Source organism: Streptomyces sp. NPDC050418 (assembly GCF_044458745.1).
Taxonomy (GTDB): domain Bacteria; phylum Actinomycetota; class Actinomycetes; order Streptomycetales; family Streptomycetaceae; genus Streptomyces.
Genome location: NZ_JBITIG010000003.1, coordinates 129,008 through 143,791, shown reverse-complemented (window position 1 = coordinate 143,791; position 14,784 = coordinate 129,008). Strand labels below are relative to the sequence as shown.

The 14,784-nt window shown below is 71.1% G+C and carries 15 protein-coding genes; 1 reads left to right on the top strand and 14 read right to left on the bottom strand.

Annotation, left to right across the window (positions count from 1 at the left end):
- Positions 1 to 346 precede the first annotated feature (346 nt).
- Together ACIBI4_RS08015 and ACIBI4_RS08010 are read right to left on the bottom strand one after the other, a co-directional pair.
- Positions 347 to 1,156: a hypothetical protein gene (locus ACIBI4_RS08015; protein WP_399202799.1), complete on the bottom strand. Its 810-nt coding sequence runs from the start codon at positions 1,154 to 1,156 to the stop codon at positions 347 to 349.
- Positions 1,157 to 1,342: 186 nt separating this feature from the next.
- Complete coding sequence (locus ACIBI4_RS08010) at positions 1,343 to 1,615, bottom strand: GlsB/YeaQ/YmgE family stress response membrane protein (RefSeq protein WP_399202798.1); 273 nt, start codon at positions 1,613 to 1,615, stop codon at positions 1,343 to 1,345.
- Between the two features lie 171 nt (positions 1,616 to 1,786).
- Here ACIBI4_RS08010 and ACIBI4_RS08005 point away from each other — a divergent pair, with 171 nt between their 5' ends.
- The gene (locus ACIBI4_RS08005; RefSeq protein ID WP_399202797.1) at positions 1,787 to 3,034 is read left to right on the top strand and encodes an APC family permease; all 1,248 of its coding nucleotides are present in this window, start codon (positions 1,787 to 1,789) and stop codon (positions 3,032 to 3,034) included.
- Positions 3,035 to 3,080: 46 nt separating this feature from the next.
- On the opposite strand, the gene ACIBI4_RS08000 is transcribed toward ACIBI4_RS08005, so the two are convergent.
- The 12 genes from ACIBI4_RS08000 to ACIBI4_RS07945 all read right to left on the bottom strand — a co-directional run bounded on the left by ACIBI4_RS08000 (position 3,081) and on the right by ACIBI4_RS07945 (position 14,683).
- Complete coding sequence (locus ACIBI4_RS08000) at positions 3,081 to 3,482, bottom strand: YccF domain-containing protein (protein WP_399202796.1); 402 nt, start codon at positions 3,480 to 3,482, stop codon at positions 3,081 to 3,083.
- Between the two features lie 129 nt (positions 3,483 to 3,611).
- Positions 3,612 to 4,475 (bottom strand): zinc metalloprotease HtpX, encoded by an 864-nt coding sequence (htpX, locus tag ACIBI4_RS07995; RefSeq protein ID WP_399202795.1) that lies wholly within the window; start codon positions 4,473 to 4,475, stop codon positions 3,612 to 3,614.
- Between the two features lie 211 nt (positions 4,476 to 4,686).
- Complete coding sequence (locus tag ACIBI4_RS07990) at positions 4,687 to 6,189, bottom strand: NADH-quinone oxidoreductase subunit N (protein ID WP_399202794.1); 1,503 nt, start codon at positions 6,187 to 6,189, stop codon at positions 4,687 to 4,689.
- The gene (locus ACIBI4_RS07985; protein ID WP_399202792.1) at positions 6,186 to 7,760 is read right to left on the bottom strand and encodes a NuoM family protein; all 1,575 of its coding nucleotides are present in this window, start codon (positions 7,758 to 7,760) and stop codon (positions 6,186 to 6,188) included. The genes ACIBI4_RS07990 and ACIBI4_RS07985 overlap by 4 nt, the downstream gene beginning before the upstream one ends.
- A 3-nt stretch (positions 7,761 to 7,763) precedes the next feature.
- Entirely contained in the window at positions 7,764 to 9,704 is a 1,941-nt protein-coding gene (locus ACIBI4_RS07980; RefSeq protein ID WP_399202791.1) for an NADH-quinone oxidoreductase subunit L, read from the bottom strand.
- Entirely contained in the window at positions 9,701 to 10,078 is a 378-nt protein-coding gene (gene nuoK / locus ACIBI4_RS07975; RefSeq protein WP_399202790.1) for an NADH-quinone oxidoreductase subunit NuoK, read from the bottom strand. The genes ACIBI4_RS07980 and nuoK overlap by 4 nt, the downstream gene beginning before the upstream one ends.
- Positions 10,078 to 10,689 (bottom strand): NADH-quinone oxidoreductase subunit J, encoded by a 612-nt coding sequence (locus ACIBI4_RS07970; protein ID WP_399202789.1) that lies wholly within the window; start codon positions 10,687 to 10,689, stop codon positions 10,078 to 10,080. Before ACIBI4_RS07970 ends, nuoK begins: the two co-directional genes overlap by 1 nt.
- Positions 10,686 to 11,204 (bottom strand): NuoI/complex I 23 kDa subunit family protein, encoded by a 519-nt coding sequence (locus ACIBI4_RS07965; RefSeq protein ID WP_399203227.1) that lies wholly within the window; start codon positions 11,202 to 11,204, stop codon positions 10,686 to 10,688. The genes ACIBI4_RS07970 and ACIBI4_RS07965 overlap by 4 nt, the downstream gene beginning before the upstream one ends.
- A 77-nt stretch (positions 11,205 to 11,281) precedes the next feature.
- Positions 11,282 to 12,253: an NADH-quinone oxidoreductase subunit H gene (locus ACIBI4_RS07960; protein WP_399202788.1), complete on the bottom strand. Its 972-nt coding sequence runs from the start codon at positions 12,251 to 12,253 to the stop codon at positions 11,282 to 11,284.
- On the bottom strand, positions 12,250 to 13,647 hold the full coding sequence (locus ACIBI4_RS07955) for an NADH-quinone oxidoreductase subunit C (protein ID WP_399202787.1): 1,398 nt from the start codon (positions 13,645 to 13,647) through the stop codon (positions 12,250 to 12,252). Before ACIBI4_RS07955 ends, ACIBI4_RS07960 begins: the two co-directional genes overlap by 4 nt.
- A complete protein-coding gene (locus tag ACIBI4_RS07950) occupies positions 13,644 to 14,255 on the bottom strand; it encodes an NADH-quinone oxidoreductase subunit B (protein WP_399202786.1) in 612 nt (203 codons plus the stop codon). Before ACIBI4_RS07950 ends, ACIBI4_RS07955 begins: the two co-directional genes overlap by 4 nt.
- On the bottom strand, positions 14,246 to 14,683 hold the full coding sequence (locus tag ACIBI4_RS07945) for an NADH-quinone oxidoreductase subunit A (RefSeq protein WP_399202785.1): 438 nt from the start codon (positions 14,681 to 14,683) through the stop codon (positions 14,246 to 14,248). Before ACIBI4_RS07945 ends, ACIBI4_RS07950 begins: the two co-directional genes overlap by 10 nt.
- Positions 14,684 to 14,784: the final 101 nt, after the last annotated feature.

Genomic DNA, 14,784 nt, shown 5'->3' with positions numbered 1-14,784 from the left:
CTCGACGGCAGCCCTCGTTGTGTCCTTCTCATCAGGCCAGAGGCACACCGTCGCAACGCCCTGCATCGCCCATGCCCCGCAGTACACGGCCAGCCAACTGTCCGAACGGCGACTACTGGCGTGCGGGTTGCCCAATAGCGCCCCGACCCCCACAGCCGCCGTCACAAGGCCGTAGACGGCCGCCCCGGCGCCGTACCGGGTGGCGAGCAGCGCAGCGATTCGACGACTGCGACGAGCCCATGAGCGATGCCGAGCCAGTCGAGGCGCACACGACCCCGGAGCAGAATCGGCGACCACCCTAGGCGCTGCTCCGTCTACATGTGTTTGGTCTCCGTGCGACTCGGGGTCACTGGGCCGCAAGGACCTCTTCCGCGATCTGGTAATCCGTGACCGCCCCGCTGGGGGCTGTCACGCGGAAGGGCTTACCGAAGCCACTGAACGACTCATCGAGGTCCTTGGCCGGGTACGTGACCCTCAGGAGAAACGGAGTGCCCTCGGCAGCGATGTGGAACTCCAGCGGTCCCCCATCACGCTTATATGTGATCTTGGTGGTGGGTTGCCCCTGCATCACCCCCGGCTGCCGCGTTGGGGTTGCCTCGGCGAGTTCGTCCAGAGAGGGCATGCGCTTCTCCAGCCAAGTCCGCCGGGTCTTCGACGCACACATCTCCCGCGTGATCTCGTAGACGGAGGCGTTGCGTTTCACCCACCGATCCGCCATCACCTCCACGCGTACCGGATCTTCCTTGGCTTCTGCCGACAGCATGAGTGCCTCCTTGCTGCCTCGCGTGTAGAGCGCGGACGCGGTGACAATGAAGTCCAAGGATCCGGTGCCTTTTCGGGCGTGTGTCTCGCATTCAGTTGTGTCCCCACGCACAGCACTGCGCAGAACTGTGGTCCCTTCGGTCTTCATCCGCCGAGTCGAGCTCAGGTAATCCTGGTCGAACGTCACGTCGAGAGCCTTGTCGATGAGTCTGGCGGCTCGGGCGCCCCGCGCCCCGTCGCTACCTGATGGCGTGCCGGCTCCCGACCGCTTCGGGGAGCCTGCCTTGCCGCCCTTCACGTCGTCGGCGCTGGAACCGCATCCGACCAGTGCGATGAGTGCGACAGCAGCGGCCACGGTGACCGTCGTCGATCTTCGGGCACGCCGGTCCGGCATGCTGGTGATGCTTGACACAAGTTCCCCCCAGGGAGCCCAACAGTTAGTGGATTCATCATCCACTGTGTGTGGCGGCTCGTGTCCGCACGGCGCCTCACGGGTACCGCAGGCTGCGGTGCTGAAAGCCGAGGGCCAAAGCAATTCTTGCCGATCAGGGCGACTACTGCCGCCGCGTTCAGCAGGCCGTCAGCGCCGCGAGCGGGAGTGGCCGAACAGGATGCGGTACGCGCTGAGGAGCGCCAGGGAGCCGGCGATGGCCGAGATCCAGGTGGCCGTGTCGTAGAAGTCCGTGGCGATCGGGCGGTCCAGGTAGCGCGCCGAGGCCCAGCCTCCGATGAAGGCGCCCGCGATGCCGATGACGGTCGTGCCGATCAGGCCGCCCGGGTCGCGGCCGGGCAGCAGGACCTTGGCGATGATCCCGGCGAGGAGTCCGAGGACGAGCCAGCTGATGATGCTCATGGAGTGACCTTCCTTCGTGGGCCGCCCTCGGCGCCCACGGCGGTGGGGTGCCTGGAGCGTCGTTCACCATGCGGCCGGATGCCGTTTGCCTGACGGCCAGGTCGCAGGGGTCCTATCTGGGGGACGATTCGGGGTCGGGGCCCGGTTGCGGGCGTGGCTAGGGTGCGGCGTATGACACAGGAACTGCGGCGGACACTCGGGCTGTTCGACGCGGTCACCATCGGGCTCGGGGCCATGATCGGGGCGGGGATCTTCGCCGCGCTCGGGCCCGCGGCCGGTGCGGCCGGGCCGGGTCTGCTGTACGGGCTCGGGATCGCCGCCGTCATCGCGTACTGCAACGCGCTCGCCTCCGCGCGGCTCGCCGCCCGGTACCCGGCCTCCGGCGGGACGTACGTGTACGGGCGGGAGCGGCTCGGGGAGTTCTGGGGGTATCTGGCCGGCTGGGCGTTCGTCGTCGGCAAGACCGCGTCCTGCGCGGCGATGGCGATGACCGTGGGGGCCTATGTGTGGCCCGGGCAGGCGCATGCCGTGGCGGTGGCGGCCGTGGTCGGGCTGACCGTGCTCAACTGCCTGGGCGTGCAGAAGGCCGCGTGGGCGGCCCGGGTGATCGTCGCGGTCGCGCTCGCCGTACTGGCTGCTGTGGTCGTGGTGTGCGCCGGATCGGATGGCGCGGAGGGCGGGCGGCTCGGCGGCGGGTTCGGCGAGGACGGCTTCACGGGGGTGCTGCAGGCGGCCGGGCTGCTGTTCTTCGCCTTCGCCGGGTACGCGCGGATCGCGACGCTCGGCGAGGAGGTACGGGACCCGGAGCGGGTCATTCCGCGCGCGATCCTCGTGGCGCTCGGGATCACGCTCGTCGTGTACGCGGCCGTGGCGCTCGCCGTCGTGTCCGTGCTCGGCACGGGGGCGCTCGCCGAGTCGGCGGCGCCGCTCGTGGACGCGGTGCGGGCCGCCGGGTCCTCCTGGCTCGCCCCGGTCGTTCGGGCCGGGGCGGCCGTCGCCGCGCTCGGTGCGCTGCTCGCGCTGATCCTCGGGGTGTCGCGGACGACGCTCGCGATGGCGCGGGACCGGCATCTGCCCGGTGCGCTCGCCGCCGTGCACCCGCGGTTCCAGGTGCCGCAGCGGGCCGAGACCGCGGTGGGTGCGGTGGTCGCCGTGCTGGCCGCGACGGCCGATCTGCGGGCCGCCATCGGGTTCTCGTCCTTCGGCGTGCTGCTCTACTACGCCATCGCCAACGCCTCGGCGTGGACTCTGAGTTCCCGTCCCGCGGCCCGCGCGTTGCCCGCCCTGGGCCTCACCGGCTGCCTCGTGCTCGCGGGCACGCTGCCGCGGGCGTCGGTGGTGTGGGGTGCGGTGGTGATCGCGGTGGGTGCGGGGGTGTATGCCGTACGGCGGTCATTCGGCCCCGTACGGAATGGGTGACACCCCCGCCGTACCGCGAAGTTGCACCCCTCGGCGCAACGAGTCGCTACCAGCGGCCGCCCTGAGCGAACGCCTGGTCCGTGCGGACGATGTCGCGGCCGAACGGCATCAGCGAGACGGGGATCATCTTGAAGTTGGCGAGGCCCAGCGGGATGCCGATGATCGTGATGCACTGCAGGACACCGGTCACGATGTGGCCGATGGCCAGCCACCAGCCGGCGAGGACCAGCCACAGCACATTGCCCACACAGGACGGGGCGCCCGCGCCGGGCTTCTCCACCGTGGTGTAGCCGAAGGGCCACAGCGCATAGACGCCGATCCGGAACGCGGCCACGCCGAACGGGATCCCGATGATCGTGATGCAGAGGAGCACGCCCGCGAGCAAGTAGCCCAGGAACAGCCAGAAACCGGCCAGGACGAGCCAGATGATGTTCAGGATTGTCTTCACTTCGGGCGAACCTGCCTCGTTCTCGGCGTCCAACGCGTCATTGTCGAGTGCTAAGACGCGACCGGGCATCTGCTGGATCCAGGGGACAACCCTGAATCGACCCTGATGAAGCGGCCCGGATCGCGGACGTCACCGCTGCCGGCCGGCCATCTGCTCAAGGCGCGCGATGCGCTCGGCCATGGGCGGGTGCGTCGAGAACAGTTTGGACATGCCCTGGCCCGGCCGGAAGGGGTTCGCAATCATCATGTGGCTGGCCGCCTCGATCTTGGGCTCGGGCGGCAGCGGCAGCTGCTTCGTACCGGCCTCCAGCTTGCGCAGCGCGTCGGCGAGCGCGAGCGGGTCACCGGTGAGCTGCGCGCCCGACGCATCCGCCTCGTACTCGCGCGAGCGGCTGATGGCCAGGCGGATCACGGACGCGGCGATCGGGCCGAGCAGCATGATCAGGAGCATGCCGAAGATGCCCGGGCCCTCGCGGTTGTTGGAGCCGCCGGAGGGGATCAGCCAGGCGAAGTTGACCAGGAACATGATCACGGAGGCGAGGGCGCCGGCCACCGAGGAGATCAGGATGTCGCGGTTGTAGACGTGGCTGAGCTCATGGCCGATGACGCCGCGCAGCTCGCGCTCGTCGAGGATCCGCAGGATGCCCTCGGTGCAACACACCGCGGCGTTACGGGGATTGCGGCCCGTCGCGAACGCGTTCGGTGCCTCCGTGGGCGAGATGTACAGGCGCGGCATCGGCTGGCGGGCCTGCGTGGAGAGCTCGCGGACCATCCGGTAGAGCTGGGGCGCCTCGAACTCGCTGACCGGGCGGGCGCGCATCGCCTTCAGGGCGAGCTTGTCGCTGTTCCAGTAGGCATACGCATTCGTGCCGAGGGCGACGAAGAGCGCGACGATCAGCCCCGTACGCCCGAAGAAGCTGCCGATGACGAGGATGAGCGCGGACAGGCCCCCGAGCAAGGCTGCGGTCTTCAGACCGTTGAAACGGCGGTGCACGGCTGCGCCCTCCTGGTGGTGCGGCAGGGAACCCTCTGCTGACTGGCTTCCACTTCCAGTGGACCCTCCCTGCCTGGTCAACGCCAGGCGGGAGGGCTGAGTTCCCCGGCGCCATGGCCGGGAGGGCTGGGCCGGACGGGTGAAGGCGGGTGCTGTGGCAGGCGGTGTGGCGGGCCGGGACAGGTCCCGTCGCGGGCGTCGGTCCGCCCGCTCAGAACAGCACGGTCTCCGTGAAGCGGAGCACCATCTGCGGGGCGCCGGACAGGGCGACGCCCACGAGGGCGGTCGCGGAGATGGCGAGCGTCAGCGGCAGGGGGACGGCGCGTGCGGGGGTCTCGCCCTCGGGGGCGCGGAAGAGGACCGCGGTCCAGCGCAGGTAGTAGTAGAGCGCGATGACGACGTTCACGGCCATGATCACGGCGAGCCAGCCGAGGCCCGCGTCGACCGCCACCTGGAACACGGTGACCTTCGCGAAGAGGCCGATGATGCCCGGCGGCAGACCCGCCAGGCAGAGCAGGAAGAAGCCGAGGGCCAGCGCCGCGAGCGGGTGGCGGGCGTACAAGCCGCGGTAGTCGGTGAGCCGGTTCCCGGGCGCGCTGCGGGCGACGAGGGCAGCCACCGCGAAGGCGCCGAGGTTCACCGCGGCGTACATCAGGGCGTACGCGACCGTGGCGCCGATCGCGTCGGCCGGGTCGTCCACGTAACCGGCGGCGGCGATGGGGACGAGGAGATACCCCGCCTGGCCGACCGAGGACCAGGCGAGCAGCCGGACGGCGCTGAACGCGCGGTCGGCCTGCTGGCGCAGGGCCGCGACGTTGCCCGCGGTCATCGTGAGCGCGGCGAGCACCGCGAGGACAGGCGCCCAGACGTCCGCGTACGACGGGAAGGCGACGACCGTGACCAGGATGAGGCCGGTGAAACCGACCGCCTTGCCGACCACCGAGAGATACGCGGCGACGGGAAGCGGCGCGCCGATGTAGGTGTCCGGCACCCAGAAGTGGAAGGGGACCGCGGCGGTCTTGAAGGCGAAGCCGACGAGGGTGAGGGCGACGCCGGTACGGGCCAGGGTCTGCAGGTCGCCGTCGACGCTCGTGAGTCCGGTGGCGATCTCGGTGAGGTGCAGGGTGCCGGTCGCCGCGTACACGAAGCTGACGCCGAGGAGGGTGACGGCGGTGGCGGTGACCGAGGAGAGGAAGAACTTGAGCGCCGCCTCGGACGAGCGGCGGTCGCCGCGCCGCAGGCCCACCAGCGCGAACGCCGGGAGCGAGGCGACCTCAAGGGCCACGACGAGCGTGGCGAGGTCGCGCGAGGCGGGGAGCAGGGCGGCGCCCGCCGCGGAGGAGAGCAGCAGGAACCAGTACTCGCCCGCGGGGAGTTCGCGGTCCTTGAGCGGCGAGATCGAGAGCAGTGCGGTGAGCAGCGCCCCGGCCAGGACCATGAACTGGATGACGACGGTGAAGCGGTCCGCGGTGTAACTGCAGGCGCCGGCGTCGGTGGTGAGGCAGAAGGTGTCGCGGTCGGCGCCGAGCAGCGGCAGGAGCGCGAGCAGGGCGGCGGTCAGACCGGCCAGGGAGATCCAGCCCAGGACGGCCTTGCGCCGCTCGGACACGAACAGGTCCGCGACCAGCACACCGAGGCCGACGACCGCGGCGATGGTGGGCGGGGCGATGGCCGTCCAGTCGACGGTCTGGACCAGGCTTGCGGCGACGGTCATGCCTTCCCTCCCGAGAGGAGCTTGTGCACGGCCGGGTCGCTCAGGCTCAGGAGCAGCGCAGGCCAGAGTCCGGCGAGAACGGTGAGGGCGACGAGCGGGGTCCAGGCGGCGAACTCGTAGCCCTGGACGTCCGCGAGCTGCTGCGGCTTCTCCTGCGGATCACCCATGCAGATACGGCGTACGACGATGAGCATGTACGCGGCCGTCAGGAGCGTGCCGAACGCGGCGATCGCCATGAACGTGAGGAACGCGGGGCGGCTGAGGCCCTCGGCGGGGTCGAACGCGCCGAACAGGGCCAGCATCTCGCCCCAGAATCCCGCGAGTCCGGGGAGTCCGAGGGAGGCGACGGCGCCGAAGGCGAGCAGGGCGCCGAAGCGGGGGGCCTTGCCGTAGAGGGCCTGGCCGGTGCGGCCCGCGAGGGCGTCCAGATCGGTGCTTCCTGTGCGGTCCTTGAGGGCACCGACCAGGAAGAACAGCAGGCCTGTGATGAGGCCGTGGGCGATGTTGGCGAACAGCGCGCCGTTCACACCGGTCGGGGTCATGCTCGCGATACCGAGGAGCACGAAGCCCATGTGGCCGACGGAGGAATACGCGATGAGGCGCTTGAGGTCGCCCTTCGCGCCCTTCCTGGCGAGCGCGAGGCAGGCCAGTGATCCGTAGATGATGCCGACGACGGCGAACGCGGCCAGATAGGGAGCGAGTTCGCGGGTGCCGTCGGGGGTGATGGGCAGCAGGATCCTGACGAACCCGTACGTGCCCATCTTGAGCAGGACGCCCGCCAGGAGGACCGAGCCGACGGTCGGTGCGGCCGTGTGGGCGTCGGGGAGCCAGCTGTGCAGGGGCCACATCGGGGTCTTCACGGCGAGGCCGATCCCGATCGCCAGAGCGGCGGTGACCTGCACGGACGTGGTGAGTTCGCGGCCGTTGTCAGTGGCGAGTGCGAGCATGTCGAAGGTGCCGGACTTCAGCCCGATCAGCAGGAGCCCGAGCAGCATCACGACGGAGCCGAGCAGCGTGTAGAGGATGAACTTCCAGGCGGCCTGCGTGCGTTGGGCGCCGCCCCAGCGCGCGATCAGGAAGTACATCGGGATGAGGACCATCTCGAACGCCAGGAAGAACAGGAGCAGATCGAGGACGGCGAAGGTCGCGAGCGTGCCCGACTCCAGGACCAGGAGGAGGGCGACGAATGCCTTCGGGGACGGGCCCGTCGGCATCTTGAAGTAGCTGTAGAGCGCGCAGAGGAAGGTCAGCAGCGCGGTCAGTACGACGAGGGGGAGCGAGATGCCGTCGACACCGAGGTGGATCCGCACGTCCAGTGCCGGGATCCAGCTGATGTCGGTCGTGGCCTGCATCCTGGCCGGGTTGCCGTGGTCGAAGCCCAGGGCGAGGGCCACGGCGGCGATCAGGACGACGCCGGTCACGGTCACACCGTGCCGGAGGACGGCCTGGTCGGGGGATGTGCCCTTGAGGCCGGGCGGGGCGGGGAGCAGGGCCGCGGCGGCGCCGAGGAGCGGGCCGGCCACGATCACCGCCAGAAGGATCTGCATCACGGACTCGCTGATATCGATCACGGCTCAGGCTCCCGCTGCGACGAGGACGGCGGCGACGGCGAGGACGACCGAGCCGGCGAGCAGGGCGCTCAAGTAGGTCTGCACGTTGCCGGTCTGGGCCTTGCGGACCAGGAGGCCGAGCAGGTTCGCCGAGCTCCCGGCGCCGCGTACGTACGTGTCGACGACCTCGCGGTCGAGGAAGCGGACGAGGCGGGCGGCGGCTCGGACGGGGCGGACGAACAAGGCTGCGTAGACGGCGTCCAGGTGGAAGCCGGTGGCCGCGGCGTGGTGCAGCGGGCCCAGGAGGAGACGGCCGGGGTCGGCGGAGGGGAGCGCCGGGGGTGGGGCGGTCTCTGTGGGCGGGGTGGTCCCGGTGTGCGGGGTGCGGGCCGCTGCCATCGCGGTGCTGTGGCGCCAGGCTCCGTAGGTGATCACTCCGCCGACCAGCGCCAGGCCCGTGGCGAGGACCGAGGTGGTGAGGGTCGGGGTGAGGTCGGCGGAGTCGAACCAGTCGGGGAGCACGCCGTAGGTCAGGCCCGCGGTGAGGGAGGGGATGGCGAGGACCCACAGGACGGAGGTCATGGCGAGCGGCTGCCTGCCGTGGTCGGGGGCCGCCGGGCCGCTGCCGCGGAACGCGAGGAGCCACAGACGCGTGGCGTAGGCGGCGGTGAGCACGGCGGTGACAAGACCGGCGACGAGGACGATCCAGCCCGCGGTGGCGGGGGCGAACTCGCTGTGCCCTGTGGCCGTGTGCTCGGCGGCGCCGAGGACGGCCTCCTTGGAGAAGAAGCCGCTGAAGGGCGGGATCGCGGCGAGCGCGAGCAGCGCCACGGTCATCGTCCAGTAGGCGTCGGGGACGCGGTCCTTCAGGCCGCCCATCCGGGACATGGCGGCGAGGGAGTTGGTGCCCGCGGCGTGGATGATCACGCCCGCGGCGAGGAACAGGAGCGCCTTGAAGGCGCCGTGCGACAGGAGGTGGAAGGCGCCGGCACCGCTGTCGCCGACGGCGAGCGCGCCGGTCATGTAGCCGAGCTGGCCGATCGTCGAGTACGCGAGGACGCGCTTGATGTCGTCCTGGGCGAGGGCGGCGAGGGCCGAGCCGGCCATGGTCACGGCGGCCATGACGGCGAGCACGATCAGCGCCGCCGCGGAGGCGGCGAACACCGGGAGGAGGCGGGCCACGAAGTAGACACCGGCGGCGACCATCGTCGCGGCGTGGATCAGCGCGGAGACCGGCGTGGGGCCGGCCATCGCGTCGGGCAGCCACGTGTGCAGCGGGAACTGTGCGGACTTGCCCGCCACACCGGCGAGCAGGAGCAGGGCGATCAGCGTGGGGTGGTCGAGGCCGTTGCTCGCGACCTCGCGCAGGATCGTCGTGATCCGGAACGAGCCGGTGTCCGCGGCGAGCGCGAACAGACCGATCAGGAAGGGGACGTCGCCGAGCTTGGTGACCAGGAAGGCCTTCAGGGAGGCGGCGCGCGCCTCGGGGGTCTCCCAGTAGTGGCCGACCAGGAAGTACGAGCAGATTCCCATGATCTCCCAGCCGACCAGGAGCACCATCAGGTCGCCGGAGTAGACGACGAGCAGCATCGCGGAGGTGAAGAGCGAGACAAGGGCGGCATACGAGGGGTAGCGCGGGTCGTCGCGCAGATACGCCGTCGAGTAGATCTGCACGCACGAGGCGACCACGCCCACGAGGACCGCGGTCAGGGCCGCGAAGCCGTCCAGGTGCAGGGCGAGTTCGATCGGGACCGAGCCGGTCGGGGTGAGCTGCGTGGCCGCGTCGACCGGGCTGTCGCCGCCGTGGCGCACGGCCAGGACGACGGCGAGGCCGAGCGCGGTGAGCGTGGGCAGGACCGCGAGCGGGCGGACGAAGCCGGGGGCCTTGCGGCCCAGGAGCAGTCCGGCGACGGCGCCGAGGAACGGCAGAAGGGGTACGAGAACGGCGAGGGTCGTGGTCGTCACGCGGCGGCCTCTGTCCTGTGTGCCGGTGCTGTCGTTTCGGCTGCTGCGGGGGTGTCGTCGGGGCCGTGGCCCTCCGCGGTGTCGCGCAGGCGGTCGACGTCGGAGGTGCCGCGGTTGCGGTACACCATCAGGACGATCGCGAGGCCGATGCCGATCTCGGCGGCGGCGATGGCGATCGTGAAGAGGGTGAGCGCCTGGCCCGCGTGCAGTTCGTCGCGGAGCCAGACGTCGAACGCGACGAGGTTGAGGTTGACGGCGTTGAGCATCAGCTCGACGGACATCAGGACCAGGATCGCGTTGCGGCGGGCGAGGACGCCGTAGATGCCGACACAGAAGAGGAGGGCGGCGAGCACGGCCGGGTAGGCGAGGTGCATCAGCTCTGCTCCTTGTCCGGGGTCGCGGTGGGCTTCGGATCCGGGGTGGTCCCGGCTGTCGCGTCCTCGGTCGCGCCGTTCTTGCGGGACAGGACGATCGCGCCGACCAGCGCCGCGAGCAGCAGGACCGACAGGGCCTCGAACGGCAGCACCCAGTGGCGGAACAGGATCGAGCCGGTGACCGCGGTGGAGCCCTGGACGGCGCCGTCCAGGTCGATCCACTGCGTACGGAAGGCGTCGACGACGACCCAGACCAGGGCGCCCGCGGAGGCGAGCGCGACGGCGAGGGCGGCCCAGCGGTTGCCCGAATCGGCGTCCGGTGAGCGGCCGATGGGGGCCCGCGTGAGCATCAGCCCGAACAGGAGGAGGACGACCACGGAGCCGACGTAGATCAGTACCTGCACCCAGGCGATGAACTCGGCGGTGAGCAGGAGGTACTCGACGGCGAGCCCGCCGAGCGCGACGACCAGCCACAGCGCGGCGTGCACCAGTTGCTTGGTGGTGACCGTGATGATCGCCGCGCCGAGCGTCGCGATGCCGACGAGCACGAAGGCGATCTCCACGCCGGTGGGTGAGAGGAAGCCCTGGGGGGCGGTGGCGGCGAAGGTCATGCCTGGTCCTCCCCCGGCTGCGCGGTGGCCTGCTGAGCCGCCGCGGCCTGTTCGGCGGCGAGCTTCTCGGCGGCCTTGCGGGCGGCGGCGAGCTCCTTGGGCTCCTCGGCGGCTTCGTCGAGGGCGGGCGGTGCGGGCACGGTCCACATCCACTCGCGGAGCTTGTCGCGTTCGTGGGTGAGTTCGTGGATGTCCGTCTCCGCGTACTCGAACTCCGGTGACCAGAAGAGCGCGTCGAAAGGACAAACCTCGATGCAGATACCGCAGTACATGCAGAGCGAGAAGTCGATGGCGAAGCGGTCGAGGACGTTGCGGCTGCGTTCGCGGCCGCCCTCGACGGCGGGCGGGACCGTCTCCTTGTGGGAGTCGATGTAGATGCACCAGTCGGGGCACTCACGGGCGCACAGCATGCAGACCGTGCAGTTCTCCTCGAACAGGCCGATCACGCCGCGCGTACGGGGCGGGAGTTCGGGCTGCACCTCGGGGTACTGCGCGGTGACGGTCTTCTTCGTCATCGTGCGCAGGGTGACGGCGAGGCCCTTGGCCAGACCGGAACCGGGAATGCGGGGCCGGGAGGGCGGGAGAGAAGCTGTCACTGGTTGATCGCCACCTTCACGATGCCGGTGAGCGCGATCTGCGCGAGCGCGAGCGGGACGAGGAGGGTCCAGGCGAGCTTCTGCAGCTGGTCCTCGCGCAGCCTCGGATAGCTCACGCGGAGCCAGATCACGAGGAAGGCGAGGATCGCGGTCTTGAGGAGGGTCCACAGCCAGCCGAGGCCGTCGTCACCGAACGGGCCGTGCCAGCCGCCGAGGAAGAGGACGGTGGTCAGGGCGCACAGGACGACGATGCCCGCGTACTCGGCGAGGAGGAAGAGAGCGAAGCGCAGGCCCGTGTACTCGGTGTACGCGCCGAAGATGATCTCCGAGTCGGCGACCGGCATGTCGAAGGGCGGGCGCTGCAGTTCGGCGAGGCCCGCGATGAAGAAGACGAGGGCGCCGACGATCTGCCAGGGCAGCCACCACCACTCGAAGGCGTTCAGGATCCCGGGCAGCGAGACCGTACCGGCCGCCATGGCGACGGAGGCGGCGGCGAGCAGCATCGGGAGCTCGTACGCGAGGAGCTGGGCCGCCGTGCGCAGGCCGCCGAGGAGGGAGAACTTGTTGGCCGAGGCCCAGCCGGCCATCAGCGAGCCGAGGACGCCGACGCCCATCACGGCGAGCACGAAGAAGATGCCCGCGTCGACGACCTGACCGACCGCTCCCTCGCCCGGTCCGACCGGGATCGCCACCAGGACGAGGAGGTAGGGCAGGAGGGCGACGGCGGGGGCGAGCTGGAAGACACGGCGGTCGGCCTCGGCCGGGACCACGTCCTCCTTCTGCGCGAACTTGACCCCGTCGGCGATGAGCTGCGCCCAGCCGTGGAACCCGCCCGCGTACATCGGTCCGAGCCGGCCCTGCATGTGGGCCATGACCTTGTGCTCGGTCTGGCCGACGATCAGCGGGAAGGTCAGGAACACGACGAAGACGACGAGCAGTCGCAGGGCGACGTCGAGTACGTCGTTCATGCGGGGTCGCCTCCGGCTGGGGGTTCGGGGGTGGGGTCAGGGCGTGTGGGGGTGGGGTCGGGGTCCGTGGGATTGGGGCCGGTGGGGCCGCGGTCCGTGGGGCTGCCGTCGGTGGAGCCGCTGTCCGTTGACTCGGCGTCGGGTGTTTCGGCGCCTGTCGTCTCGGGGGTCTCGGGGGCGGCTGTCCCGGCTGTCTCGGCTCCGGCTGACCCAGCGGTTCCGGCTGACCCAGCGGTTCCGGCTGACCCAGCGGTTCCGGCTGACCCAGCGGTCCCGCTTGACCCAGCGGTCCCGGCTGACCCGGACGACCCGCTTGTCTCGGCGTCGGTCGCCTCACCCTCCGCGAACGCCGGGCGGGCGTGGTGCCACGGGGCGTCGGAGGTGCTGGGGCGGGCCGCGTCCGCGGGTTGGCCGGCCGGAGTCGGAGCCTCCGGAGCAGGTGCCGCCGGAGCAGGCGCCGCCGGGGCAGGCGCCGCCGGAGCAGGTGCCGCCGTGGTGCTCTCCGCCTGGCTTGCCGAGCCTTCGCTCGCGGTCCGGTTGCGGCGAGGCGTGGCCGTACCGGCGGCCTGGCTCGCCGAGCCTTCGCCGGCGGTCCGGTTGCGGCGGGGACGCGGGGCCGCGCCCTCCGACGGGGTCCCGGGTGCCGTGGCCGGGGCGGCGGCCTCCGGGGCGGCGGCCTCCGGGGCAGCCGCCTGGCTCGCCGAGCCTTCGCTCGCGGTGCGTGCCCGCCGCGCGGGACGCTCGCCCGCGGCACCGGCCGCGCCGGCACCCGCAGCCCGCGCGCCCGCCGCGCGCCCCGCCCCCCGTGCCGGGCGGGCCGGCGCAGGCGGGAGCTGGCCCTTCAGCGGGCCCCATTCGTTGGGATCCGGGACGCCGGGCGGGAGCATCTGGCGGCGCTTCGGGCCGCCGTGCTCCGACTCCCCCGGCTCCTTCGCGCCCGGCCACGCCTTCACCACGCGTGCCGCGAGGACGAAGTCCTTGCGGAGCGGGTGGCCCTCGAAGCCGTCCGGCAGGAGCAGCGGGTCGAGCCCGGGATGGCCGGTGAAGTCGACGCCGAACATCTCGTGCGTCTCGCGCTCGTGCCACCCCGCCCCCGCGTACACCGTGATGGCCGAGGCCAGCTGTGCGGCGGCGTGCGGGATCGTCGTACGGACGAGGAGGCGGCGCAACGGGTGCAGGGCCGCGACATGGGCGCAGACGCGGAAGCCCGTGCCCGGTTCGTCCACGGCGCTCAGCCAGTCGAAGTACGTGCAGCCGAGGCGGTCGCGCGCGACCGTCAGGGCGTCGGTCCAGGAGGCGGCGGGGACGTCGACCGTCAGGAGGTCGTACGCCTCCTCGGCCGTCGCGTCCGGTCCGAAGAGGTCGGACACCTCACCAGGGAGCCACCCGGTCACCGCTCGCCCTCCCCCGAAGCCGAAGCCGAGCCCGCACCCGCACCCGGCGGCTTCACCAGACCGCTCTGCAGCGCCGCCGTGGAAGCCGGTGCGTACCGCTCCCCCAGCGACTCCCGCGCGATCTTCTCCTGCAGCTTCAGGATCCCCTGGAGCAGCGCCTCCGGACGCGGCGGGCAGCCCGGCACGTACACGTCGACGGGGATGATCTGGTCGACGCCCTTGGTCACGGAGTACGAATCCCAGTACGGACCGCCGCAGTTGGAGCAGGCGCCGAAGGAGATCACGTACTTGGGCTCGGGCATCTGCTCGTAGAGCCGCTTGACCGCGGGTGCCATCTTGTCCGTCACCGTGCCGGAGACGATCATCAGGTCCGCCTGGCGCGGGCCCGGCGCGAAGGGGATCACGCCGAGCCGGATGAAGTCGTGGCGCGCCATGGACGCGGCGATGAACTCGATCGCGCAGCAGGCGAGCCCGAAGTTGAAGACCCACAGGCTGTAGCGGCGGCCCCAGTTGAGGACCACCTTCATGGGCTGCGGCGCGAGCCGGGCCAGCGGGCCGAGCTTCGGTGCCGGGAGGTCCACCGGCTGCGGGCTGGGTGTCACGTCCATGTGAGGACGCCCTTCTTCCATGCGTACAGCAGGCCGATGGTGAGGAAGCCCAGGAAGATGAACATCTCCACGAGCGTCGCCCAGCCGTATCCGCTTGCGGCGAAGACCGTGGCCCAGGGGAACAGGAAGATCGAGTCCACGGCGAAGATCACGTACAGGAAGGAGTAGACGTAGTAGCGGACCTGCGTGTGGGCCCAGCCTTCTCCGACGGGGTCGACACCGCACTCGTACGTCAGGAACTTCTCCTGCGTCGGTACGACGGGCCGCAGCAGCTTGCCCGCGCCGAACGCGACCGCCACGAAAAGGACGCCCACGACGGCGAGCAGCCCGACCACCGAGTAGCTGTCGAAATAGTCCGCGGCGAGAAGCTGTGACCGAAGCGGTGAACTGCCTGTTGGTTCCGGCACGTCCGGACCTCGCTCCCTCATCCCGCTGCGGCTGTCTGCGCCCCGTTCGACGATCTGTACGCACGGGAGTCTAGGGGTTGCCTCTGCGGGCGTGAGCAGGCCGTCGGCCGCGAGGTGGGGTT